The sequence below is a fragment of the Tepidibacillus sp. LV47 genome, from assembly GCF_048381575.1.
Taxonomy (GTDB): domain Bacteria; phylum Bacillota; class Bacilli; order Tepidibacillales; family Tepidibacillaceae; genus Tepidibacillus.
The window spans coordinates 18,552-41,671 of the sequence record NZ_JBLWIF010000002.1; the positions used below are offsets into that span (position 1 = coordinate 18,552).

The 23,120-nt window shown below is 36.4% G+C and carries 24 protein-coding genes and 3 tRNA genes; 25 read left to right on the plus strand and 2 right to left on the minus strand.

Features of this window, described 5'->3' with window-relative positions:
- Positions 1–67 precede the first annotated feature (67 nt).
- The 5 genes from ACMW72_RS03235 (at position 68) to ACMW72_RS03255 (ending at position 4,380) form a co-directional block, all read left to right on the plus strand.
- A complete protein-coding gene (locus ACMW72_RS03235) occupies positions 68–829 on the plus strand; it encodes a ParA family protein (RefSeq protein WP_418367407.1) in 762 nt (253 codons plus the stop codon).
- Positions 822–1,673, plus strand: a complete 852-nt coding sequence (locus tag ACMW72_RS03240) for a ParB/RepB/Spo0J family partition protein (protein WP_418367408.1) — start codon at positions 822–824, stop codon at positions 1,671–1,673. The genes ACMW72_RS03235 and ACMW72_RS03240 overlap by 8 nt, the downstream gene beginning before the upstream one ends.
- 323 nt (positions 1,674–1,996) lie before the next feature.
- On the plus strand, positions 1,997–3,139 hold the full coding sequence (locus ACMW72_RS03245) for an aminotransferase class V-fold PLP-dependent enzyme (protein WP_418367409.1): 1,143 nt from the start codon (positions 1,997–1,999) through the stop codon (positions 3,137–3,139).
- Positions 3,140–3,155: 16 nt separating this feature from the next.
- Positions 3,156–3,860: a DUF554 domain-containing protein gene (locus ACMW72_RS03250; RefSeq protein ID WP_418367410.1), complete on the plus strand. Its 705-nt coding sequence runs from the start codon at positions 3,156–3,158 to the stop codon at positions 3,858–3,860.
- A 34-nt stretch (positions 3,861–3,894) separates the two neighbouring features.
- On the plus strand, positions 3,895–4,380 hold the full coding sequence (locus tag ACMW72_RS03255; protein WP_418367411.1) for a DUF4446 family protein: 486 nt from the start codon (positions 3,895–3,897) through the stop codon (positions 4,378–4,380).
- 30 nt (positions 4,381–4,410) lie between these two features.
- On the opposite strand, the gene yyaC is transcribed toward ACMW72_RS03255, so the two are convergent.
- Entirely contained in the window at positions 4,411–4,989 is a 579-nt protein-coding gene (gene yyaC, locus ACMW72_RS03260; protein WP_418367412.1) for a spore protease YyaC, read from the minus strand.
- A gap of 147 nt (positions 4,990–5,136) precedes the next feature.
- On the opposite strand from yyaC, the gene ACMW72_RS03265 reads away from it, so the two are divergent.
- The 18 genes from ACMW72_RS03265 to ACMW72_RS03350 all read left to right on the plus strand — a co-directional run bounded on the left by ACMW72_RS03265 (position 5,137) and on the right by ACMW72_RS03350 (position 20,824).
- Entirely contained in the window at positions 5,137–6,153 is a 1,017-nt protein-coding gene (locus ACMW72_RS03265; protein WP_418367413.1) for a hypothetical protein, read from the plus strand.
- 74 nt (positions 6,154–6,227) lie between these two features.
- Positions 6,228–7,133, plus strand: a complete 906-nt coding sequence (locus ACMW72_RS03270; protein WP_418367414.1) for a mechanosensitive ion channel family protein — start codon at positions 6,228–6,230, stop codon at positions 7,131–7,133.
- A 2-nt stretch (positions 7,134–7,135) separates the two neighbouring features.
- Positions 7,136–7,339 carry a DUF951 domain-containing protein gene (locus ACMW72_RS03275; protein ID WP_418367415.1) on the plus strand — a complete coding sequence of 68 codons (204 nt, stop codon included), beginning with the start codon at positions 7,136–7,138 and terminating at the stop codon, positions 7,337–7,339.
- A gap of 23 nt (positions 7,340–7,362) precedes the next feature.
- Entirely contained in the window at positions 7,363–9,375 is a 2,013-nt protein-coding gene (locus ACMW72_RS03280; protein ID WP_418367416.1) for a molybdopterin-containing oxidoreductase family protein, read from the plus strand.
- Positions 9,376–9,631: 256 nt separating this feature from the next.
- Positions 9,632–9,958: a DUF485 domain-containing protein gene (locus tag ACMW72_RS03285; protein ID WP_418367417.1), complete on the plus strand. Its 327-nt coding sequence runs from the start codon at positions 9,632–9,634 to the stop codon at positions 9,956–9,958.
- A gap of 1 nt (position 9,959) precedes the next feature.
- Positions 9,960–11,525: a cation acetate symporter gene (locus ACMW72_RS03290; RefSeq protein ID WP_418367418.1), complete on the plus strand. Its 1,566-nt coding sequence runs from the start codon at positions 9,960–9,962 to the stop codon at positions 11,523–11,525.
- 131 nt (positions 11,526–11,656) lie between these two features.
- Positions 11,657–12,757 carry a redox-regulated ATPase YchF gene (ychF, locus tag ACMW72_RS03295; RefSeq protein ID WP_418367419.1) on the plus strand — a complete coding sequence of 367 codons (1,101 nt, stop codon included), beginning with the start codon at positions 11,657–11,659 and terminating at the stop codon, positions 12,755–12,757.
- A gap of 110 nt (positions 12,758–12,867) precedes the next feature.
- Positions 12,868–13,155 carry a 30S ribosomal protein S6 gene (gene rpsF / locus ACMW72_RS03300; protein ID WP_418367420.1) on the plus strand — a complete coding sequence of 96 codons (288 nt, stop codon included), beginning with the start codon at positions 12,868–12,870 and terminating at the stop codon, positions 13,153–13,155.
- Positions 13,156–13,175: 20 nt separating this feature from the next.
- Positions 13,176–13,595 (plus strand): single-stranded DNA-binding protein, encoded by a 420-nt coding sequence (gene ssb, locus ACMW72_RS03305; protein ID WP_418367421.1) that lies wholly within the window; start codon positions 13,176–13,178, stop codon positions 13,593–13,595.
- 32 nt (positions 13,596–13,627) lie between these two features.
- Positions 13,628–13,855, plus strand: a complete 228-nt coding sequence (rpsR, locus tag ACMW72_RS03310; RefSeq protein ID WP_418367422.1) for a 30S ribosomal protein S18 — start codon at positions 13,628–13,630, stop codon at positions 13,853–13,855.
- Positions 13,856–14,036: 181 nt separating this feature from the next.
- A complete protein-coding gene (locus tag ACMW72_RS03315) occupies positions 14,037–14,348 on the plus strand; it encodes a MazG-like family protein (protein WP_418367423.1) in 312 nt (103 codons plus the stop codon).
- A gap of 12 nt (positions 14,349–14,360) precedes the next feature.
- Positions 14,361–15,278, plus strand: a complete 918-nt coding sequence (locus ACMW72_RS03320; RefSeq protein ID WP_418367424.1) for a DUF2232 domain-containing protein — start codon at positions 14,361–14,363, stop codon at positions 15,276–15,278.
- Positions 15,279–15,286: 8 nt separating this feature from the next.
- Positions 15,287–17,242, plus strand: a complete 1,956-nt coding sequence (locus ACMW72_RS03325) for a DHH family phosphoesterase (RefSeq protein ID WP_418367425.1) — start codon at positions 15,287–15,289, stop codon at positions 17,240–17,242.
- Positions 17,239–17,685: a 50S ribosomal protein L9 gene (rplI, locus tag ACMW72_RS03330; protein ID WP_418367426.1), complete on the plus strand. Its 447-nt coding sequence runs from the start codon at positions 17,239–17,241 to the stop codon at positions 17,683–17,685. Before ACMW72_RS03325 ends, rplI begins: the two co-directional genes overlap by 4 nt.
- Before the next feature lie 23 nt (positions 17,686–17,708).
- Positions 17,709–19,070 carry a replicative DNA helicase gene (gene dnaB / locus ACMW72_RS03335; protein ID WP_418367427.1) on the plus strand — a complete coding sequence of 454 codons (1,362 nt, stop codon included), beginning with the start codon at positions 17,709–17,711 and terminating at the stop codon, positions 19,068–19,070.
- A gap of 92 nt (positions 19,071–19,162) precedes the next feature.
- Entirely contained in the window at positions 19,163–20,452 is a 1,290-nt protein-coding gene (locus ACMW72_RS03340; RefSeq protein ID WP_418367428.1) for an adenylosuccinate synthase, read from the plus strand.
- A 206-nt stretch (positions 20,453–20,658) separates the two neighbouring features.
- Positions 20,659–20,734 (plus strand) — tRNA-Lys (locus tag ACMW72_RS03345).
- 15 nt (positions 20,735–20,749) lie between these two features.
- Positions 20,750–20,824, plus strand: a tRNA-Glu gene (locus tag ACMW72_RS03350).
- A 131-nt stretch (positions 20,825–20,955) separates the two neighbouring features.
- On the opposite strand, the gene ACMW72_RS03355 is transcribed toward ACMW72_RS03350, so the two are convergent.
- Positions 20,956–21,327 carry a hypothetical protein gene (locus tag ACMW72_RS03355; protein WP_418367429.1) on the minus strand — a complete coding sequence of 124 codons (372 nt, stop codon included), beginning with the start codon at positions 21,325–21,327 and terminating at the stop codon, positions 20,956–20,958.
- Positions 21,328–21,446: 119 nt separating this feature from the next.
- Between ACMW72_RS03355 and ACMW72_RS03360 the strand changes: the two genes are divergently transcribed.
- Both ACMW72_RS03360 and ACMW72_RS03365 read left to right on the plus strand, forming a co-directional pair.
- A tRNA-Thr gene (locus ACMW72_RS03360) sits at positions 21,447–21,522 on the plus strand.
- Positions 21,523–21,560: 38 nt separating this feature from the next.
- Positions 21,561–23,057, plus strand: a complete 1,497-nt coding sequence (locus ACMW72_RS03365; protein ID WP_418367430.1) for a peptidoglycan DD-metalloendopeptidase family protein — start codon at positions 21,561–21,563, stop codon at positions 23,055–23,057.
- The last annotated feature ends 63 nt before the right edge of the window (positions 23,058–23,120 follow it).

A 23,120-nucleotide genomic window follows, 5' to 3' on the forward strand; every position in this document is an offset into this window, starting at 1 on the left:
TTTGCTCTATAGTATAACCTCGCAAGAGTTAGGCTTCTTAGTCGTTGAAAATGAGGTGAATGTATTTATGGGGAAAATTATCGCCATTACGAATCAAAAGGGTGGCGTTGGTAAAACAACAACTTCAGTCAATTTAAGTGCTAGTTTAGCAAAATTGGGAAAAAAAGTTCTCCTAGTTGATATAGATCCTCAAGGAAATTCAACAAGTGGGATAGGAATTAATAAAGCAGATGTAGAATATTGTATCTATGATGTGTTAATTAATGACATACCACCAAAAGATGCAATTTACCCAACAAAAATTGAAGGATTAGATATCATACCTGCCACAATTCAATTAGCTGGAGCGGAAATTGAACTCGTACCAACCATATCTCGAGAGGTTCGTTTAAAAAGAGCGCTTCATGTTGTTAGTGACCAATATGATTACGTTATCATTGACTGTCCCCCTTCATTAGGTATTTTAACGGTAAATTCTTTAACTGCTGCTGATTCAGTGATTATTCCTATTCAATGTGAATACTACGCTTTAGAAGGGTTAAGTCAATTATTAAATACGATCCGTTTGGTGCAAAAGCATTTAAACACCGATTTAACCATTGAGGGTATCCTTTTAACGATGTTTGATGCAAGGACAAATCTTAGTATTCAAGTCGTGGAAGAAGTAAAAAAATACTTCAAAGAAAAAGTTTATCAAACCATCATTCCTAGAAATGTTCGCTTAAGTGAAGCGCCAAGCCATGGTCAATCGATTGTTACTTATGATCCTAAGTCTAGAGGAGCTGAAGTTTATCTTGATTTAGCAAAGGAAGTGATTTCTCATGAATAAGCGCCTTGGAAGGGGGTTGGATGCTTTAATTCCTTCTTTAGACATAGGGGATGATGAAAAAGTAACAGAGATTGAAGTTAGTCATATTCGCCCAAATCCCTACCAACCCCGAAAGGTATTTAATCAAGAACAATTATTAGATTTAATGGCTTCGATCAAAGAACATGGCGTCATTCAACCCATTATCGTTAGAAAAGCTTTAAAAGGTTACGAAATCGTAGCGGGTGAGCGGAGATGGCGGGCGAGTAAAGAATTAAAATTGCAAACTATTCCTGCTGTGATTAAAGAATTTACCGATCAACAAGTAATGGAAATCGCCCTTATTGAAAATCTCCAAAGAGAAGACTTAAATGTGATAGAGATCGCAAATGCTTATGATAAATTAATGAAAACTTTCCATTTGACCCAAGAAGAATTATCTGTAAGAGTGGGGAAAAGCCGTCCCCATGTAGCGAATATCTTACGTTTACTTCAACTTCCAAAAGCGATCCAAGAAGAAATTATGAATGGTCGATTAACGATGGGGCATGCAAGGGCTTTGATTACCCTTGATACAGAGGAAAAACAGATCCAATTAGCAAAACGTACGATCGAAGAGAATTGGAGTGTTCGTACTTTAGAAGAAAAAATCCAGCAAGAAAAAGAAAATGTTTCACGTGAAACATTGAAAAAGAAAAAAGAAACTCACTCTACAAAATTGTATCGTCATTTAGAGGAACAACTTCGGGAAACATTAAAAACTTCGGTTAAGATTAAACAAGGGAAAAATAAAGGGAAAATTGAAATTGAATATTTTGATCAAAATGACTTACAGAGAATTTTGGAGATCATGGGGGTATATTAGAGACAAAGGCAACCAAGTCGGTTGTCTTTTCACTTTTCTTTACTTTTTTCCATAACCACTTTAAAAATAGATTTGTATATTCCAAATCTCCCTTGTCCGTGTATAAATACACTCCCAAAAGTCGCTGTTTATGGAATATACTAATCTAATAAGATTTTTTTTATATGTTTATGTTCTATAAGCTACGACTTTGGCGAGCGTGCTTTCCTACCGACCTTATTTACGGAAAGCCGCGAGGCATCGGAGTAGCGTTAGAACATACAAAGGTTTCATGTTTTAAAAGAGTTATTGCTCAAAAAACGTTAAAAAAACGGGGTGTATTTATGATTTATTTTGATCATGCAGCTTCTTCTTGGCCGAAACCAAAGCAAGTAATTGAAAAAATGGCCCAGTTTTTAATGGAAAACGGTGCTAACCCAGGTAGAGGAAATCACAAAATGGCAGATTTGGCAGGGAAAGAGATTTATCAAACCCGAGTGAAATTGGCAAAACTTTTTCATATTTCAGATCCCAACCAAATTGTATTCTTCATGAATACAACACAAGCATTAAACCAGGCCATAAAGGGGCTTCTCTCCCCTGGCGATCATGTCATTACAACCAAATTAGAACATAATTCTATTAGAAGACCATTAGAGTATTTGAAAAAGGTAATAGGGATTGAAGTTACTTATCTAGATGTAGACGACAAAGGTTTTATTTCCCTAGACTCTTTGAAAAAAGAAATCAAAAAAAACACAAAGTTATTAGCGATGAGTCATGCTTCCAATGTTTTAGGTTCGATTCAACCAGCGCAGGAAATTGGTCAATTTGCGAAAGAAAAAGGAATTTATTTTTTACTAGATGCTGCCCAAACAGCAGGAAGATTGCCCATAGATGTTCAAGAAATGAATATCCATCTTCTTACTTTTCCTGGTCATAAAGGACTTCTTGGTCCACAAGGTACAGGGGGATTATATATTCATCCTGAACTTCAATTATCACCGATTATCCATGGGGGAACAGGAAAGTTTTCTGAGGACATCGATCAACCTTTAAAAAGCCCTGAACGATATGAATCTGGGACTTTAAATACAATCGGAATTGTGGGATTAGGGGCAGCATTAGATTTTCTTGAAGAGATTGGAATAGATACCTTACAAAAAAAAGAATGGGCATTAACAAAGCGCATGTTAATAGGACTTAGTGAAATCAAAGGTGTGAAATGGTATGGTCCAGATCCAAATCAGGAAAGAGTAGCGGTGATTAGTTTTTCGATTGAAGGAATGGATTCAGCAGAAATTGCAACTATCTTAGATCAACATTACCAAATTGCCGTTCGCAGCGGTTTCCATTGTTCACCTTTAGTACATCAAGCGATAGGAACTATAAATGGCGCAATAAGAGCAAGTATGGGTTATTCTAATACAGAAGAAGAAGTTGACGCATTTTTAAAAGCAATAAGAGAGATTGCGTCGGTCTTATAATTAGGGGGAAAAATGAATGGTATTAACAGGAACAATCGTAAATGCTATTGCAATTATATTTGGAGGGATAATTGGTAGCTTTTTATCAAATATCCCCTTGAAAATGAGAAATACGGTCATGCAAGGAATTGGTTTAGCGGTTATCATCCAAGGAATAACAATGGGTTTAAAAACACAAAATTTCTTATTAGTGATCTTAAGTTTAGTATTAGGCGGGATTGTTGGTGAATTATTAAAAATTGAGGATCGATTAGATCGTTTAGGGATGTGGTTAGAAGCAAAAGTTGGTGGGAAAAGTAAAGGAAGTATATCCACAGCTTTTGTTACTGCTACTCTTGTTTACACGATAGGAGCAATGGCGATTTTAGGTGCTTTAAACAGTGGATTAAATTTAGACCATCAATTGTTATATTTAAAAGCAATGCTAGATGGATTTTCAGCGATTATCTTTGCTTCAACTTTAGGTATCGGGGTTATTTTTTCAGCAATACCTGTTTTTCTCTACCAAGGAACCATCGCACTACTAGCCACTTATATCCATTCCTTTATTCCAAAAAATCTGCTTGACCAAATGATTGTTGAAATTACAGCAACAGGTGGTATATTAATTATTGCGATTGCCATTAATATTTTAGAATTAAAAAAGATCAATGTGGCTAATATGTTACCAGCAGTGGTTATCGCACCAATAGGTGTAGCAATCATCAAACTATTCTTTTAAAAAGCAGAACTTGTAAGAGAAGGGAAGACAAACAGTGAAAATCGTTTTACAATACCAAAATGAATTCATCATCATATTGACAGTCGTTAGTGTGATTGAACTGATTTGGATTTATTTCCTTGGGATAAAAGTAAGAAAGCTAAAAAAAAGTTTTAAACGTTTTACTCGTGGGGAAGGAAATCAAAACCTAGGGGCATTCATTGAAGAGTTCAACCAAGAAATAGAAACGATAAAAAAAGAGATAACGGTGAATAAAGAAAAATTAGATACCATCTTTCAACAAGTGGAAAGATTAAAAGGAAAAGTAGGAATCATTCGTTATAATGCATTTGGTGAGCAAGGAAATGACCTTAGTTTTTCCATTGCGATTCTTGATGAAAAACAAAACGGAGTCGTAATTACAAGTATCTATAATCGGGAACAATCTACTGTTTATGCGAAACCAATTGAAAATGGCCAATCGATTTATCGCCTTTCAAATGAAGAAAAAAAGGCGATCGAGAAAGCGATTCAGTCATAATAGACACGATATACGGAGAATGATCGTAATCTAATTTGCGGCATTCTCCTTTTTATATCTATTGAATTGAATACTATGATGAACGGACAATGCAATCATATCTGCCATTTTCATTACAACATGAAGTCTGGTGTTTTGTAATACGAAATACTCCATAAACCCCCCGACATTTACAACCCCAGAGATATGAAAATGACCGATTTCAGGAAGAGTTTTATAAACCCCAGCTCCTGGTTTTAAAGGACCATCTACAACTTGAATTGATTTTACACTTCTTAATTGACCAAGACAAGCATCGATTGCAAGAATACCAGAATCGGGATAATGTTCTTTTAAAAATTGAATCGTATTTTCAAGATTCAAAGCATGGACAGGTTCTTCTAATGTACCTAATACAGTGTAATGGCGTGGTTCCATTAATTTTAATTTTGAACCGACTAATGGACCTAAAGCATCGCCAGTGGATCGATCTGTACCAATACAAAGGATAACCCAATGATTATAAGCGTATTTATCTAAAAAATATTGAATAGAATGGGATAGTTGATGATAACCCTGAGGATCAGTAGAATCAATCACATATTTCATAGGATTTTTAAATGTAAGCAAATCTATAAATACCTCCAAAAAAATAGTATTACTAGTATACGTGGATAATTTAGGAAATATACATAGAACATGGATAAATCAATGAATCAATTTTTAATGGAAAGAAAAAATATATTTTAAGAAGAACAAAGGGAGAGAGAATTTACAATGTTTAAGAATGGAGTCAAGATTGGGTTAACGATTATGGGTACAACAATCGGTGCGGGATTTGCCTCAGGAAGAGAAATCTGGGAGTTTTTCACTTCTTATGGATTGCAAAGCACGATAGGATTATTGATTGCAATGGTCTTATTTCTTTTAAGCAGCATAGTGATTTTATGGTTAAGTTGGCGATATGAAACCAAAAACTATTATGATATTCTCGTATTATTAATGGGAAATCGGTTTGCTAAAATTTTTGATTGGTTTATCTTTTTATATTTATTTTCAGGATCTGTGATAATGTTTGCAGGAAGTAGTGCCATCTTTGAACAATGGGGATACCCAATGATTATAGGAGATATCGTTTTAGCAATAAGCTTGTGGCTTGTTTTAGCTCACGGGGTAAGTGGACTCATTCATTTAAATAGTGTTCTTATGCCAATGAAGATGTTAATGATGGTTTATATTGGTTTTCATTTTCTTTTTACCAATAAGGATGTAGTTTCTCATTTTATAAGAGAACATTTAAGAGTGTGGCCTTCAGCTGTTACGTATGTTGCTTTTAATATCATTTCTTTACTTGGTGTTTTATCCACTATTGGGAAGGAGATTCGATCAAAGGGTGAGATTATTCTAGGAAGTATTATTGGCATTTCTGGTTTAGGATTGATTGCAATTTTAATGAATCAATCCTTATTGCGTGTTGCAAATGCCAATCAGTATGAAATCCCCCTTTTTTCGATTATCCCGCAAAATCAACCTCTTTTTATGGCATTTGTTTCAGTGATCTTATGGTTAGCGATCTATACGACCGCATTAAGTAATGTTCATGGTTTAATTTATCGAGTTCAGAAACGTTTGCCTTTTTCAACTGGACAATTGAGCTTATTTTTTCTAATATTCATTATACCAGTATCGTTTATCGGTTTTTCTAATTTAATCCACTTTTTATATCCTTTATACGGTGTTCTAAATTTATATGTGTTAACTTTAATTATTCTTTTTCCATTTCAACGTGTTTAAAAAGGGAACAAATATGCTAATACTTCCGTTTAAAATCCGAATCAAACAATTTTCTTATGAGGGAGGAATGAATCATGGATTTTATAAACGCATTAGAGAATATTGACCAATTTTCATTGCTAAGTATTTGGTCTAATTTACGAATAAAACTGATGAATCCTGAGCTTTGGATCAATTTGTTATGGACGGTTATCCAAATCTTAATGATTATTGTTGCAGCAAAAATGTTGGTTCGATTGGTTAATGCCTTCATTGATCGCTGGATAAATAAAAGTCCAAAAGCTTTAAAAGTGAATGAAAGGCGAGCTAAGACACTCGGATCTCTAATTCATAATGCAGTAAAATATACGATTCACTTTTTTGCGATCTTAATGGTATTAGAACAATTGGGATTTGAATTAGGACCCGTATTAGCAGGTGCTGGTGTGTTGGGTTTGGCCATTGGCTTTGGAGCACAAAACTTAGTCAAAGATGTGATTTCTGGTTTCTTTATTATTTTTGAGGATCAATTTGGTGTAGGCGATCATGTAACCATTAGTAATTTTACTGGTGTTGTTGAGGAAATTGGTCTGCGAATTACCAAAATACGGAGTTGGACAGGAGAACTTTATATTATCCCCAACGGAACCATTCAAGAAGTAACCAATTATTCTACTCACAATTCTGTTGCTGTAGTCGATATTGGTATTGCCTATGAAGAAGATCTTGATCATGTGACCAAAGTTTTAGAAAATATTTTAAATGAAGTATTTAAGGAAACAAAAGAGATTGTAAAACCACCGGAAATCCTTGGCGTTCAAAACTTTGGACCTTCGGAGGTGGTACTAAGAATCATTGCTGAAACCAAGCCAATGACTCATTATGCGGTAGCTAGGAAATTAAGAGCGAAGATTAAAGAAGGATTTGATAAAGAAGGAATCGAAATACCTTATCCAAGAATGGTGACACTTCATCGAAATGAGACAAGTAAGGGGGTATAAAGTTGCAAGAGAAAACATTTGGCTTAAATGATGTTGTTCAAATGAAAAAACCCCATCCGTGTGGAACAAATGCGTGGAGAATTATCCGTATGGGGGCAGATATTCGAATTAAATGTACAGGTTGTAACCATAGTGTTTTAATCCCAAGGAAAAAGTTTGAGAAGGCATTGAAAAAGGTGTTGATCAAAGGAGAACATTCAGAATAAATAGATAGATGGGAGAATTTAGGATGGGGGAAACATGGAAGACAGCATGTCCATTAAATTGTTTTGATGTTTGCGGCCTTTTAGTAACAACGGAAAATGGGAAAGTGACGGCCATAGAGGGTGATCCTGAACATCCGATTACGAAAGGGAAAATTTGTGGTAGGGGAAAAATGTTAAAAGATCGGATGTATCATCAGAATCGTCTACTTCACCCTTTAAAGAAAATCAACGGACAATTCGCGCGAATCTCCTGGGATCAAGCCCTGGATGAAATCAGTCTGAAAATGAAAGAGATCAAAGAGACTTATGGTCCTACAGCTATTCTTCATAGTTATGATTATGCTTCATCTGGCTTATTAAAGGAGTTAGACGGGCGCTTTTTCAATTATTTTGGCGGGATGACCAAAGTGATTGGCAGTCTCTGCTGGGGAGCAGGGATTCAAGCCCAGCAATATGATTTTGGCAACTCTTTGAATCATCATGTTGAAGATATACAAAATGCTAAGACGATTGTCGTTTGGGGAAGGAATATTACAACCACCAATATGCATTTATATCGTTTTATTATGGACGCGAAGAAACAAGGTACCAAGTTAGTTGTCATTAATCCAATCAAAAATGGGATTGCAAAACAAGGTGATTTATTTCTTCCCATAACTCCAGGAATGGATGGTCATCTCGCTTTAACGATGAGCAAGATCATCATTGAAAATGGATGGTACGATCAAGAATTTATTCGTCATTATACCGTTGGTTTTGAAGCGTTTAAAAAGGAATTGGAAAAGATCAATATAAAGGACATTTCCAAGGAAATAAACATTGATGTTAAAGATATTGTACAACTTGCGAAATGGTATGCGAAAGATCGCCCAGTGATGACTTTTCTTGGACTTGGGATGCAAAGATATACAAATGGCGGGAATACGGTTCGCGCAATTGATGCCTTAGCCGCTTTAACAGGAAATATTGGCATTGCTGGTGGTGGAGTCAATTATGCGAATCGGTTGGTTGGAGAAAGTTTTGGCTGGGAGGAGTTATTAAGAGAAGATTTACGTATGGAATATCGCACTTTTTTTAGACCAAGTCAAGCTGAAGAGATCATCAAGGCAAAAGAACCGCCCATTAAAATGATGTTTATTTCCCGTACTAATTTATTAACCCAATTGCCAGATGTAAGCCGTACGATCAAAGCATTAGAACAGGTTGAAACTAAAGTAGTCTTGGATCTGTTTTTAACGGATACAGCAAAAATGGCCGATTATGTATTGCCTGTGGCCTCTGTCTTCGAAGAAGAGGATATTTATTATGGATCAATGTTTCATTCATACATTCGCTATGGTCCAAAACTTGTTGATCCACCTGGTGAAGCTTGGTCGGAATTGAAAATATGGTCAGAACTAGCCAAACGTTTAGAGTTGCAAGGTTTTGAACGATCACGAGAAGAATTCTTCGAAATCGCATTAAAACCATTACATCCATTTGGAATTCACTTATCTGTGTTAAAAGAAAAGCAACAAATTGAATTGCCACTTCCAAAAATCCCTTGGGGAGATAAAAGATTTACAACACCGTCTGGGAAGTTTGAATTTTATTCGGAAAAAGCAAAGAATGATGGGTATTCGCCAACAGCAAAAATCATGTATCCCAAAGAAAGTCTGACTAGTTCTGCTTCCGTAGATCCACACCCTTATCAGTTATTATCGATTCACCCAAGAAAATCGATACATTCACAGCATCATTGGCTGAATCAGCAAAAAGAATTAAAACCGTTTGTTTATATTCCAAAGGAAATCGCAGAAAAAGAACGCATTGAGGAACACGACCAAGTCATGGTTTATAATGAAAGAGGAAAAGTAATCGGTAAAGCAAAAATAGTAAAGGGCAATCATCCAAAAACAATCATGATTGAAGAAGGATACGGCTTAGATACGGGTGGCAATGTAAACTACTTAACCAAAAATGGCCTTTCCGAGATGGGAAATAGTAGTATCTTTTATGAATGCTTCGTTTCCATAAAAAAAATGATTGAGGAATAGGGAGAAGAATCCCTATTTTTTTTATTTCATTTTCCATTTACTTAATTTATATATGTTAGAATTTTCTGAATTTTATATTGACTTTGAACATATACTAACGATATATTAAGGATACAAGAAACATCATTTGCACTCATCCACCCATTTTAATTTCATTAGAGATTAAGGAGGTGATCCAAAAGAAAAACAAACCGCTAATTTCGGACTTATCCTTTGAAAATTATAGAGAGAAAAATAAATTAAGGAGGTAGGCGGTATGGCACTTAAAAAAGCAAATTCATCGATCGATTATACAGAAATTGTTCAGTCTGATGAATTTAAGCAACTTATGGCAAGAAAAAAGAGTTTTATTATCCCTCTTACTCTATTCTTTTTTATCTTTTATTTTGCTTTGCCTATCATGACTGCTTATTCTAAGGTGTTAAATACCTCTGCGATTGGTGATATAAATTGGGCTTGGCTTTTTGCTTTTGGTCAATTTATCATGACATGGACCTTAGTCACCATTTATACAAAAAAAGCTTCAAATTTTGATCAGATTGTCGATCAGATTCTGCAAAAGACCGTGGGAAGGGGGGAATAAAATGAACGTAACTGCATTTGTCTTATTTTTGATAATCGTTGCCTTAACATTAGTCATAACCTACTATGCTTCCAAAAAAACGAAAACAACCAGTGAATTCTATACTGCTGGTGGAGGACTAACTGGATGGCAAAATGGTCTAGCGATTGCTGGAGATTATATGTCAGCTGCCTCTTTTCTAGGTATTGCCGGTGCGATTGCTCTAACTGGTTTTGATGGATTTTTCTATAGTATCGGTTATTTAGTCGCCTACTTGGTCGTACTCTATATCGTTGCTGAGCCTTTGCGAAATTTAGGAAAATATACGATGGCAGATATGATTGCGGCACGTTTTGATAACAAAATGGTTCGTGGTGTTGCTGCGTTAAATACCATATCGATATCGATTTTTTATATGATTGCCCAACTAGTTGGTGCTGGTGGATTAATCAAATTATTGCTCGGGTTAAACTATACGACTTCCGTTTTAATTGTCGGCACCTTAATGACGATTTACGTTGTATTTGGTGGAATGACTGCGACAAGTTGGGTTCAGATTACGAAAGCGGTTCTCTTAATGACAGGAACATTTATTATTAGCCTGATGGTTTTTGCCAAATTTGACTTCAGTTTCCTAAAAATGTTTGAATATATGAAAACTGCAACCCCCTTAGGGGAGAAATTCTTAAACCCTGGTGTCAAATTAAAAAATCCCATTGATGTCCTATCTTTGAATTTAGCCCTTGTTTTAGGAACAGCAGGATTACCACATATTCTCATCCGTTTCTTTACTGTTAAGGACGCACCAACTGCACGTAAATCTGTTGTTTTTGCAACTTGGGTTATTGGCTTATTCTATATTATGACTGTATTCCTTGGCTTTGGGTCAGCAGCATTTGTTGGTTATGATAAGATCGTTGCTGCCAATAAAGCAGGAAATATGGCTGCCCCCTTATTAGCTGAATCCCTCGGTGGTAACTTCCTATTTGCTTTTGTTTCGGCAGTAGCATTTGCCACGATCTTAGCTGTAGTTGCAGGTCTTGTTTTATCTGCTGCTTCCGCATTTGCTCATGATTTGTATGGTCATGTCTTGCGTAAAGGTAACGCAACAGAAAAAGAGCAAATGTTAGCAGCTCGTTGGGCTTCTGTTGGTGTGGCTGTTTTATCCATTCTTCTTGCACTATATGCACAATCATTGAATGTTTCCTTTTTAGTGGCATTAGCCTTTGCAGTTGCTGCTAGTGCGAATCTACCTGTAATTGTTTTCACGATCTACTGGAGAAAATTTAATACGACTGGCGCAGTGACTGGTATGCTCGTTGGTTTACTTAGTGCCCTTATCTTAATTGCAATTGGACCAAATATTTGGAATCCAGTACCTGGTAAAGCGATTTTGGTTGGCCATCCAATCTTCCCGTTAGAAAATCCAGGAATCATTTCTATTCCTTTAGGATTCATCGGGGCTTATTTAGGAACCCTCTTTTCATCAAGAAAAGAAGATCCTGCAAAATATGATGAAATTTTGGTTAAAGCTAATACAGGTTTACATTTAAGTAACTTGAATGAACTCAACAAAAAAGCAAGTTAAACAGAATTATTGACAGCGAGCTTAAAGTGTCCTTACCATCTCCTTCTTGGAGGTGGTTTTTTCTTGTTTTCTGATCCCTTCTTTATATATAATAATTCAGGTATATGTTCGTTTTCTAAGGAGTGAAGAGGATGCCACTAACAACAGGAATTGTTGGATTACCCAATGTAGGGAAATCGACTTTATTTAATGCGATAACCAAAGCTGGTGCTGAAGCGGCAAATTATCCTTTTTGTACCATTGATCCAAACGTAGGTGTTGTGGAGGTACCAGACAATCGGTTACAAGTATTAGCAAATATGTTTCATCCGGAACGGATTGTACCAACTACCTATGAATTTGTTGATATCGCAGGTTTAGTAGCTGGAGCGAGTCGTGGCGAAGGATTAGGAAATAAGTTTTTGTCCCATATCCGTGAAGTAGATGCGATTGCTCATGTCGTTCGTTGCTTTGAAGATGAGAATATTACCCATGTATCTGGAAGTGTAAATCCGATTCGCGATATTGAAACGATTAATCTAGAACTAGTTTTAGCCGATTTAGAAACGGTGGAGAAGCGTTTAGAACGGACAAAAAAGAATTTAAAGAGCGGAGAGAAAAAGTTTCAAATCGAATATGAAGTTTTACAACGAATCCATCAAGCTTTGCAAGAAGAGAAACCTGCACGTAGTGTTGAATTAAATGAAGACGAGAAAATGTTCATTCGTGACTTGCATTTGTTAACGATGAAGCCTGTCCTTTATGTGGCCAATGTAAGTGAAGATGAAATTACTGAACATGAGAATAACCAATATGTTAAACAGGTGAAGGATTTTGCAACTAAAGAAGGTGCAGAAGTCATTGTGATCAGTGCAAAGGTTGAATCAGAAATTGCCGAATTAGATGGAGAAGATCGGGAGTTATTTTTGCAAGAATTAGGATTAAAAGAGTCAGGACTTGATCGATTAATTCAAGCCGCTTATCGTCTACTAGGATTGATTACCTATTTTACTGCAGGAGAAAAAGAGGTAAGAGCTTGGACGATCAAAAAAGGAACTAAGGCACCCCAAGCAGCTGGTGTCATTCATAGTGATTTTGAACGGGGATTTATTCGCGCTGAGGTTGTTGCATATGAAGATTTGGTTCAAGCCGGTACAATGAATCAGGCTAGAGAAAAAGGACTTCTTCGTTTGGAAGGTAAAGACTATGTCGTTCAAGATGGAGATATCATGCATTTCCGTTTTAATGTTTAATGGCTTTCTTGAAATTGAATGATTCTGATGTTATAATTTAAAAATGCGAGTTCTCAATCTCGCTCCTTGCCCCTATTTGGGGCCGTTAAGTCCAGAAGGAGGTGAAACTGATGCGGAAATACGAAGTCATGTATGTGATTCGCCCTGACCTTAATGAAGAAGCGATGAAAGGATTAGTAAATAAGTTTCAAAATGTAATCACTGCCAATGGCGGTGAAATTGAAAAAGTTGAGGAAATGGGAAAGCGTCGCTTGGCATATGAAATTAAAGGTTACACTGAGGGAGTTTATGTCGTCATGAACTTCCAATCTGAACCGCAAATGGTTGCAGAACTTGAGCGTAACCTAAGAATTTCCGATGGAATTATCCGTTACCTCATTGTGAAAGACGAAAAATAGTTTTTTTTGGGGGGATAATCATGTTAAACCGTGTCATTTTAATCGGGCGACTAACCCGGGATCCAGAATTAAGGTATACGCCTACAGGAGTAGCGGTGGCGACATTTACGTTAGCGGTTGATCGAAATTACACGAATCAACAAGGAGAACGGGAAGCCGATTTTATTAATATCGTGACCTGGAGAGGTCTAGCAGAGAATGTGGCCAACTATTTAAGGAAGGGTCGCTTAACTGCAGTGGAAGGTCGGTTGCAAACCCGTAGTTATGAGAATAACGAAGGGAAACGTGTCTATGTGACAGAAGTTGTAGCTGATCATGTCCGTTTCTTAGAACCAGCTCATTCAGGGTCTCGGAATCAAGGAAATGATCGGTTTGAACATGACCCCTTTGCAGATGAGGGTAGTCCCATCGATATTTCCGATGATGACTTACCATTTTGAAACGAATATCCTTTGAAAAGGGAGGGAATAAAATGGCCCGCAAACAACGTGGTAAACGTCGTAAAGTATGTTACTTTACTGTAAATAAAATTACCCATATCGATTATAAGGATACTGATTTACTTAAAAAGTTTATCAGTGAACGCGGTAAGATTTTACCTCGTCGTGTGACAGGTACATCGGCAAAATATCAACGCAAGTTAACAACGGCGATTAAACGTGCTCGTCAAGTTGCTTTATTGCCATATACGATTGAATAAAATAGTATAAAAAGCACCGTAAATGGTTTCATCCGTTTATGGTGTTTTTTTTAATTCCAATAGTCCGATCTTGAAGGAAACAAGAACTTTTATGTTGAATTAAATTATGTTATACATAAAAAGATTGACGAAGAATAGATCTTATCCTTCATAGATAGAATGTATGAGAGGAGAGATTTTTTTGGATAAACAAGATCGGAATGTCCAATTTGCCAAAAATATAAAAGTGATGGAATGGTTAAAAACAGAAATCCTCGAACAAGTCAGCGGTTTATTTAAAGGCTTGTTACATGGAAAAGAAGAATTCATTTTAGATAGTCTGGCAAGTTTGTTATTGGCGATATATGTACTTGCTAGACGTATTGGAATTCCTTTTCATAAATTAGAGACAGCAGTAAAGGATAAGATTCAACAACATTTGAAAAACGGACATGAAGTAGAAGAATGGTATGGAGATTTATCTTTATTAGATCAATATATCAATAAACGCTAAGAGGTGTCTTGTTTGAAGAAGAATATTCGGCTTATAATAAGTACAATTCTCGTTATTCTTGCTTTATTACTTTTATATCAATGGTTAGGTATGATTACCATATATCTCATGCCGATTCCCTTTGTTATTTTTGGATATCATCAAGGATTAAAAAAAGGACTGGCACTCACGATCATTATGTCATTCTTGACCATTGTTTTCTTGCACCCATTGGATTACTTTCTCATATTATTAGGTGGAACACTTGGAAGTGTAATGGGTACTTTATATCATAAAAAGAGCCTTTTGCCTGCTATTGTTGCTGGAATGATTACATCACTAATCAACTTCATTCTTCTATTAATTTTTATTCGCATGATTCTACATATCGACATTGTGGAATATATGCGCAAGGTTTTGATCTTAGAACCATTACAGATGATGCAACAAATAGGGGCAGTTAACCAACAAGGGGAACATTATTTGCAAGAAATGGCAGATATGGTGGGATACACTCTTCCATCAATGTTGATTTTTGCTTCTTTATTCCTTGTGTTTATCGTTCATTTTATTTCTCGGTTTGTATTTAAAGCATTACGAATCGAAACACCAACATTCCCACCATTTAGAGAATGGATGTTACCAAAAAGCATTTTTTATTATTATGTCATCGTAGCTATTTTAATGGCCTTCCCTTTTGTCATGGATGTTTATTTCATGAAATTATTTCTATTAAATCTATATCCAATCTTACGATTTCTTTTAATGGTTCAGGGGATTTCTTTTCTATTATTTTTTATGCATAAGAAAAAGTGGAGTTCATTTTTACAGTTTATTACAGTTATTGGACTTGTCATGCTCCAAGTTTCATCGATTTTACCGATTTTAGACTTTATCGGTTTATTTGATTTGGGATTTGACTTTCGCAAAAAGCTTAAATTTAGGGGCTGATTCTAAATATGCCTAAATTTTCACTGAGTCGTTTAAGAAAAAATCAACTTTTCCTATATAGCTTATTTGGTTTGATTGTAATAGGAGTCATTGCTATTGATCATTGGTTTTTGGCTTTTGTATTCCTTGTTATTCTTTCTTTTTTGATGTATTACCTATATCAGGAAGAAATTCGTTTTAAGAAAGAATTACAACGTTATATATCCACCATCTCCCATCGTGTCAAAAAGATAGGTAGTGATGTATTACAATCAATACCAATCGGGGCTGTTCTTTATGATGAAGATGGGAATATACAATGGTATAATCCCTATTTTCAAACTTTAGTTCGTCATCAAGAGTTAATTGGGAAATCCCTTGGTGAGATTTTTCCATCTTTGAAATGGGATCATCAAGGAAAGAAACAGACTATATCCTATCAGGATAAAATGTATCAAATCGAGTTCAATAAAGAAGAACGGCTTTTATATGTTACAGATGTTACCGAATATCATCGCCTTTTGGAAAAGTACCAGAATTCTAGGCTGGTCTTTGGCATCATCCATTTAGATAACATAGATGAAGTGGCTCAAGGTCTAGATGAGTTAAGCCGGAGTATCTTACTTACCGATGTCGTTAGTTTGATTAACGATTGGGCCAATGAATTAGATATTTATCTAAGACGGTACACAGCGGATAAATTTTGGATTGTAATGACAGAAAGTGTATTAAAAAAATTGGAAAGTACAAGATTTGAGATATTGGATCGCGTTCGGGAAATGACTTCTGTTAACAAGATCCCATTAACATTAAGTATTGGAATTGGAGCAGGAGTCGATTCACTGGTTGAATTAGGGCAAATCACCCAATCTAGTTTAGATATTGCTTTGGGGCGTGGAGGAGATCAAGCGGCAGTTAGAGTTGGTGATCGCCTATCTTTTTATGGCGGCAAATCAGATGCAGTTGAAAAAAGAACCAGGGTTCGAGCAAGAGTGATTTCTCAGTCATTAAAAGATCTGATTCGTGAAAGTGATTCGGTCCTCATTATGGGACATAAAACTCCAGATATGGATGCGATTGGTGCTTCAATTGGGGTATTAAAAGCGGTTCATCTTCATGATAAAATCGGTTATATTGTTTTGGATGAGGCAAATCCCTCGATTCAAACCTTATTAGACGAGATCCATCGCCATGAAAAACTACCCCAATATTTTATAACTCCCGAACGGGCATTAAACATGATTACAGCTAAGACTTTACTTGTCATGGTCGATAGCCATAAACCTTCATTAACCATTGAACCGAAAATTGTAGCATTATGCCGGCGAATTGTTGTAATTGACCATCATCGAAGGGGAGAAGAAATTGTTAAAGACCCGGTATTAATGTATATCGAGCCTTATGCCTCATCAACAAGCGAGCTTGTAACCGAGCTATTACAGTATCAGAGCGATCGAATTGAGATGGATCGATTGGAAGCTTCTGCGTTGTTAGCTGGTATTGTCGTCGATACCAAATCTTTCGCATTTCGAACTGGAGTGCGAACCTTTGAAGCGGCATCTTTTCTAAGAAGGAATGGTGCAGATCCTGCATTAGTGCAAAAATTATTAAAAGAAGATATAGAACACTTTATTCAAAGGGCAGAATTAGTAAAAAAAGCCCGTATTGTTTATGATCATATCGCAATTGCTGTGGCGAAAGAAAAACTTGGTCAGTTGTTGATTGCCCAAACTGCAGATACACTTTTAAATATGAGCGGTATCTTTGCCTCTTTTGTTATTAGCGTTCGTCCTGATGGGTTAGTAGGAATCAGCGCAAGATCTCTAGGACAAATCAATGTACAAACGATTATGGAGCGTTTGGGAGGCGGTGGTCATTTAACCAATGCTGCAGTACAATTAGAAGGAATTGATGTTGAAGAAGCGGAAGCGAAATTAATGAAAGTATTAGAAGAAATTCAAAAAGAAGGGGGATTAACCGTATGAAAGTCATATTTCTTCAAGATGTAAAAGGACAAGGAAAAAAAGGGGAAATCAAAGAAGTAGCAGATGGTTATGCTAGAAATTTTCTTTTGCCAAGAGGGTTAGCAAAGGAAGCAACAAAGTCGAATATCAATGAATTAAATGCATATAAAAGCAGTGAACAAAAAAGAAAAGCACAAGAATTGGAACAAGCTAAAAAGCTGGCAAAAGAATTAGAACAACTAACGGTAACAATCCCTTCAAAATCTGGCGAAGGGGGAAAATTATTTGGTGCGGTTACCGCAAAACAAATTGCTGATCAATTGAAACAAATGAAGATTCAAATTGATAAAAGGAAAATTTTATTAGATGAACCGATTCGAAGTTTAGGCTATACCCATGTTCCTGTGAAGATTCATAAAGAGGTAACGGCAACGATTAAAGTGCATGTGGTTGATGAAAATTAGCATAGAAAATCGAGGGAATAAAAGTGAGTGAATTATTCTTAGACCGGATTCCACCACAAAATATTGAGGCAGAACAAGCCGTTCTTGGCGCGATTTTACTTGATCCAAATGCTTTAATGTTGGTGTCCGAAATCTTATCTGTTGATGATTTTTATCGTGCATCACACCAAAAAATTTATCGATCCATGCTTGAACTGTCGGAAAATGGTCAACCGGTTGACTTGATTACCTTAACTTCTGATTTACAAAACAAAAAACTTTTAGAAGAAGTGGGTGGTGTTTCTTATCTTACCGACCTTGCTAACGCAGTGCCAACCGCTGCGAATGTGGAATACTATGCGAAAATCGTAGAGGAAAAAGCGATTTTAAGAAGGCTCATTCGTGCTGCAACAGAAATTGCTAGTACAAGTTATATCGAAAGTGACAATGTTGAGGAGATTTTAGGAGAAGCAGAAAGAAGAATTCTTGAAATCTTACAAAAAAAGTACCAAGATGGTTTTATTCCCATAAAAGATGTCCTGATGGAGACCATTGATCGGATCGAGTTTTTACATCAACACAAAGGTGAAATTACAGGGATTCCATCAGGATTTATCGACCTAGATCGAATGACTTCAGGGTTTCAAAAATCAGATCTGATCATCATTGCTGCAAGACCTAGTGTAGGAAAAACCGCTTTTGCCTTAAATGTAGCCCAAAATGTAGCGGCAAGAGCAAAAGAAACGGTAGCGATCTTTAGTTTAGAAATGCCAGCGAGTCAATTGGTTCAAAGGATGGTTTCTGCAGAAGGGAACTTAGACGCTCATAAACTCCGAACCGGCCAAATGGAAGAAGATGATTGGCAAAAACTTACAATGGCTATAAGTACGTTATCGGAAGCTCCCATTTACATTGATGATACCCCTGGTTTAACCGTGTATGATATCCGAGCGAAATTACGGCGGCTTAAGGCAGAAAAAGGGTTAGGTTTAGTTGTGATCGATTATTTGCAATTGATTCATGGTCGGGGAAAATCGGATAATAGACAACAAGAAATATCAGAAATATCAAGGCAATTAAAACGAATTGCAAGGGAGCTAGAAGTTCCTGTTATTGCTTTATCTCAATTAAGTCGTGCGGTTGAACAAAGACAAGACAAACGGCCGATGTTATCGGATATCCGTGAATCTGGAAGTATTGAGCAAGATGCAGATATCGTTGCTTTTTTATATCGAGATGATTATTACAATCCTGAAACAGAAAAACAAAATATTGTTGAAATCATCATTGCAAAACAACGCAATGGTCCTGTTGGCAAAGTAGAACTTGTATTCTTGAAAAACTATAATAAATTTGTAAACTATGCACAAAACCATAAACACGAACAAAATTTGACAAATATTTAATAAACGTTCGTGATTAATATTTGACAGTGACCCTCCAAATTGCTAAACTGAAATTGTTGGGAATTGGAATAGTCAAATTTGGAGGTGGTTCCATGTCTACAGTTGTTGTAGTCGGAACACAATGGGGAGACGAAGGAAAAGGGAAAATTACTGATTTTTTAGCAGAGAAATCAGAAGTGGTTGCACGCTACCAGGGAGGAAATAATGCAGGACATACTATTGTTATTGACGGAAAGAAATTCAAGCTTCACCTTATTCCTTCAGGGATTTTATATGAAGATAAAATTTGCGTTTTAGGGAATGGAATGGTCATTGATCCAAAAGCCTTAGTTGAGGAGCTAGAATACCTTCATAGGCAAGGGATAAAAACAACCGATCGTTTAAAGATTAGTGATCGTGCCCACTTGATTATGCCTTATCATATCAAATTAGATAAAGTCGAAGAAGAAAGAAAGGGTACAAATAAAATTGGAACAACAGGTAAAGGGATTGGACCTGCTTATATGGATAAAACAGCTCGAATTGGGATTCGAATGGCTGATTTTCTAGATGAAGAAATATTTGCAGAAAAATTACGAAGGAATCTTGAAGAAAAAAATCGTCTCTTTGAGAAGTTTTATGAAACAGATGGATTCGATTTAGAGGCATTGTTGAAAGAATATGGGGAATATCGTAAAATCATTGCTCCATATGTCACGGATACATCTGTTGTGTTAAATGATGCCATTGATCAAGGGAAAAGGGTATTATTTGAAGGGGCGCAAGGAGTAATGTTAGATATAGACCAAGGTACTTATCCGTTTGTAACCTCTTCAAATCCTGTAGCAGGCGGGGTTACCATCGGTTCTGGAGTAGGCCCAACCAAAATCCATCATGTTATTGGGGTAGCGAAGGCATATACGACTCGTGTTGGTGATGGCCCTTTCCCTACAGAGATCAAAGATGAGATCGGTAGTCGTATCCGAGAAGTTGGGAAAGAGTATGGAACAACAACAGGCAGGCCAAGGAGAGTCGGTTGGTTTGATAGTGTAGTGGTACGACATGCTCGAAGGGTGAGTGGAATAACAGAACTTTCCCTCAACTCCCTTGATGTTTTGACCGGTATTCCTACTTTAAAGATTTGTGTTGCTTATCGATATAACGGCGAAGTATTGGAAAATTATCCAGCTAATCTTAATGTCCTGACCAAATGTGAGCCCATTTATGAAGAATTACCTGGTTGGACAGAAGATATATCTGGTGTTCGTAACCTGAATGATCTACCTATTAATGCTCGCCATTATGTTGAAAGGATTTCCCAGTTAACCGGAATTCCTATTGCAATATTTTCTGTTGGCCCTAATCGGGATCAAACCAATATGATACGAGGCGTATTTGAATAGAACAAAATTATAAAGTGGCTTGTATGTTCTAACGCTGCTTTTAACCTTACGGCTTTAACTTGAATAAACAAGCGGTAGGAAAGCCCGCTTGCGAAAGTCGCAGCTTTATAGAACATACAAGCTTATTTTTAGACCAAAAAATGGTTATAAAAAAAGGGGTTGCATTTTATTATTCAGCATGATAATATATGAATCGTGTTGTTTGTGAGCCATTAGCTCAGTAGGTAGAGCACCTGACTTTTAATCAGGGTGTCACAGGTTCGAATCCTGTATGGCTCACCATTTTTATAAAAATGTGGCCCGTTGGTCAAGTGGTTAAGACACCGCCCTTTCACGGCGGTAACAGGGGTTCGAATCCCCTACGGGTCACCATCATTACTATACTTCAATAAAGGGATTTAAAACCTGCTTGCGAAAGCAAGCGAGGGGAAGTCGTAAACACGAAGAACAAGGAACGAAGTGACGCAGAGATTCGATGTTGGAGTCACATTAGAAACTTTTGTTTAGAGTTTACCGTTATATTTTTTGATGATTTGTTCTGCTTGATTGGCTAAACTTTCATCCGTTACTACTGTTAATAACACATCTTTGCCTATATCTGTTTCACTGTCATCAGCTAAACCACTTGCACTTGCACTAGCGGCAGCAAGAATTTCAGCGCTTTTATTCGAGAAATTTGCACCTAAGGTTAATTTTGATAAACTATCAAAACGACCTCTAATGGGGTTTGTAAATTCATTAAGATTATAACCAGGGTAAAGACTAACTCGATCGATTTGCAATTCATTGATTCCTAAGGCTTTTAATTCTTGACCCGCTTTTTGCGCTTCATCTACTGTATGAAAAGAGGCCAAAATGTTCCTTGTTTTTTTCATATTTTACACCTCCATTACAGTTAATTCTATATAATAAGTCATCAGAATTTTTTTGCTTGATGATACAAGCTGTGCTATGTTACATTTATAGTATGTATGGATAAGCTCTTTCTAATTGTGCCGTCGTAGCTCAGTTGGTAGAGCGGCTCACTCGTAATGAGCAGGTCGTGGGTTCGAGTCCCATCGTCGGCTCCATTTTCCGTTTTAAAAACTCCCTAATAAAGGAGGTTATCATGCAGAGTTTAAGTGAAAGAATTAGTGAAATGAAAGATAAAGTGAAAGACAATGTTACTTCTGCATTCAATATCAGTAAAGATAAATGGATTTTTTTGCAGCAACAAATATCAGAAAATAAAAAAAAATCGATGGTTATAGGTTCGCTTACGGGACTGTTATTCATTAGTTCAACTTTTGGTCTTTATTATTATCATGCAAATGCTAAGACTTTATACCACGTTTATGTAGATGGAAAATTTGTTGGTACAGTGAATGATAAAAACATTGTCGAACAATGGAAAAAAGAAAAGTTAGAAAAAGCGAAATCTACATATGATCTAAAATCTTTGGAAGCAGCGAACAAGATTACATACATAGAAGACACTGTATTTAAGGGCGAATTTAATAATAACGAAACCATTCATTCATTGAACCAAATTTTCCATATTGAAGCAAAAGGGACGGCTATTGTCATTAATGGGAAACAAATTGGTGTTGCAAAAGATAAAGCAACGGCAGATCGAATTCTCGAAATGATAAAGCAAGGGTATGTACCAAAAACGGAGAAAAACAAAGTAAAAACTGCATCCTTAAATGAAAGATCAAAAGTGAAAGTTGAAGATGTTACAATTAAAGAAAAAGTCAACTTGCAAGAAGTAAAGGTTGCACCAGATGAGATTATGTCAGAAGAGGATTTACTTAAGCTGATTAAGCAAGGAACATTGGAACAAAAGAAATATATTGTTCAAGAGGGAGATACCCTTTCTGACATTGCCAATAAGCATGGATTAACCACAAAACAATTATATCAATTAAACCCAGGATTAAGTGGTGAATTAATTCATATTGGCGATGAACTAAATGTAACTGCAGTTAAACCATTAATAACGGTTATAGTGAAAGAAACAGTAACACAGGAAGAAACCATTCCTTATGCAATAGAGTATCAAAATGATTCTTCCATGTATAAAGGCCAAACAAGAACGGTTCAAGCTGGAAAGAATGGTACAAAACTGGTTACGTATGAAGTATATCTAGAAAATGGCATTCAAATTCAGAAAAAAGCAATCAACGAAAATATCATCACTCAACCGGTGAAACAGATTATTAAGCGTGGTACAAAAGTGGTTCCATCCCGCGGTTCTGGTTCATTAATCTGGCCTGTTTTTGGCGGATCAGTAAGTAGCTCGTATGGTTCACGTTGGGGTAGAATGCATGCGGGAATCGATATTACATCGAGCAATCATACGGTAAGAGCAGCCGATAGTGGTGTTGTTACCTTTACGGGATGGGAGAATGGATATGGTAATACTATTATTATAAACCATAATAATGGAATGCAAACCTTATATGCGCACCTAAGTGTAATTTTTGTTTCCCCTGGTACTCGTGTTGATAAAGGCCAAACGATTGGTATCATGGGAGATACAGGCCGTACAACTGGTACTCATTTACATTTTGAAGTTCATGTTGGCGGAAGCATCAGAAATCCACTGAACTATGTCAGAAGATAATTGAACAAAATGGATGAATATGATAGGTTTGTTCATTATGAGCAGACCTATCTTTTTTATTGA

Bases quoted from the DNA above. Each gene is read 5' to 3' on its own strand.
- ACMW72_RS03235 (WP_418367407.1), top strand. From the start codon at position 68: ATGGGGAAAATTATCGCCATTACGAATCAAAAGGGTGGCGTTGGTAAA.
- ACMW72_RS03240 (WP_418367408.1), top strand. From the start codon at position 822: ATGAATAAGCGCCTTGGAAGGGGGTTGGATGCTTTAATTCCTTCTTTA.
- ACMW72_RS03245 (WP_418367409.1), top strand. From the start codon at position 1,997: ATGATTTATTTTGATCATGCAGCTTCTTCTTGGCCGAAACCAAAGCAA.
- ACMW72_RS03250 (WP_418367410.1), top strand. From the start codon at position 3,156: ATGGTATTAACAGGAACAATCGTAAATGCTATTGCAATTATATTTGGA.
- ACMW72_RS03265 (WP_418367413.1), top strand. From the start codon at position 5,137: ATGTTTAAGAATGGAGTCAAGATTGGGTTAACGATTATGGGTACAACA.
- ACMW72_RS03270 (WP_418367414.1), top strand. From the start codon at position 6,228: ATGGATTTTATAAACGCATTAGAGAATATTGACCAATTTTCATTGCTA.
- ACMW72_RS03280 (WP_418367416.1), top strand. From the start codon at position 7,363: ATGGGGGAAACATGGAAGACAGCATGTCCATTAAATTGTTTTGATGTT.
- ACMW72_RS03285 (WP_418367417.1), top strand. From the start codon at position 9,632: ATGGCACTTAAAAAAGCAAATTCATCGATCGATTATACAGAAATTGTT.
- ACMW72_RS03290 (WP_418367418.1), top strand. From the start codon at position 9,960: ATGAACGTAACTGCATTTGTCTTATTTTTGATAATCGTTGCCTTAACA.
- ychF (WP_418367419.1), top strand. From the start codon at position 11,657: ATGCCACTAACAACAGGAATTGTTGGATTACCCAATGTAGGGAAATCG.
- rpsF (WP_418367420.1), top strand. From the start codon at position 12,868: ATGCGGAAATACGAAGTCATGTATGTGATTCGCCCTGACCTTAATGAA.
- ssb (WP_418367421.1), top strand. From the start codon at position 13,176: ATGTTAAACCGTGTCATTTTAATCGGGCGACTAACCCGGGATCCAGAA.
- rpsR (WP_418367422.1), top strand. From the start codon at position 13,628: ATGGCCCGCAAACAACGTGGTAAACGTCGTAAAGTATGTTACTTTACT.
- ACMW72_RS03325 (WP_418367425.1), top strand. From the start codon at position 15,287: ATGCCTAAATTTTCACTGAGTCGTTTAAGAAAAAATCAACTTTTCCTA.
- rplI (WP_418367426.1), top strand. From the start codon at position 17,239: ATGAAAGTCATATTTCTTCAAGATGTAAAAGGACAAGGAAAAAAAGGG.
- ACMW72_RS03340 (WP_418367428.1), top strand. From the start codon at position 19,163: ATGTCTACAGTTGTTGTAGTCGGAACACAATGGGGAGACGAAGGAAAA.
- ACMW72_RS03355 (WP_418367429.1), bottom strand. From the start codon at position 21,327: ATGAAAAAAACAAGGAACATTTTGGCCTCTTTTCATACAGTAGATGAA.
- ACMW72_RS03365 (WP_418367430.1), top strand. From the start codon at position 21,561: ATGCAGAGTTTAAGTGAAAGAATTAGTGAAATGAAAGATAAAGTGAAA.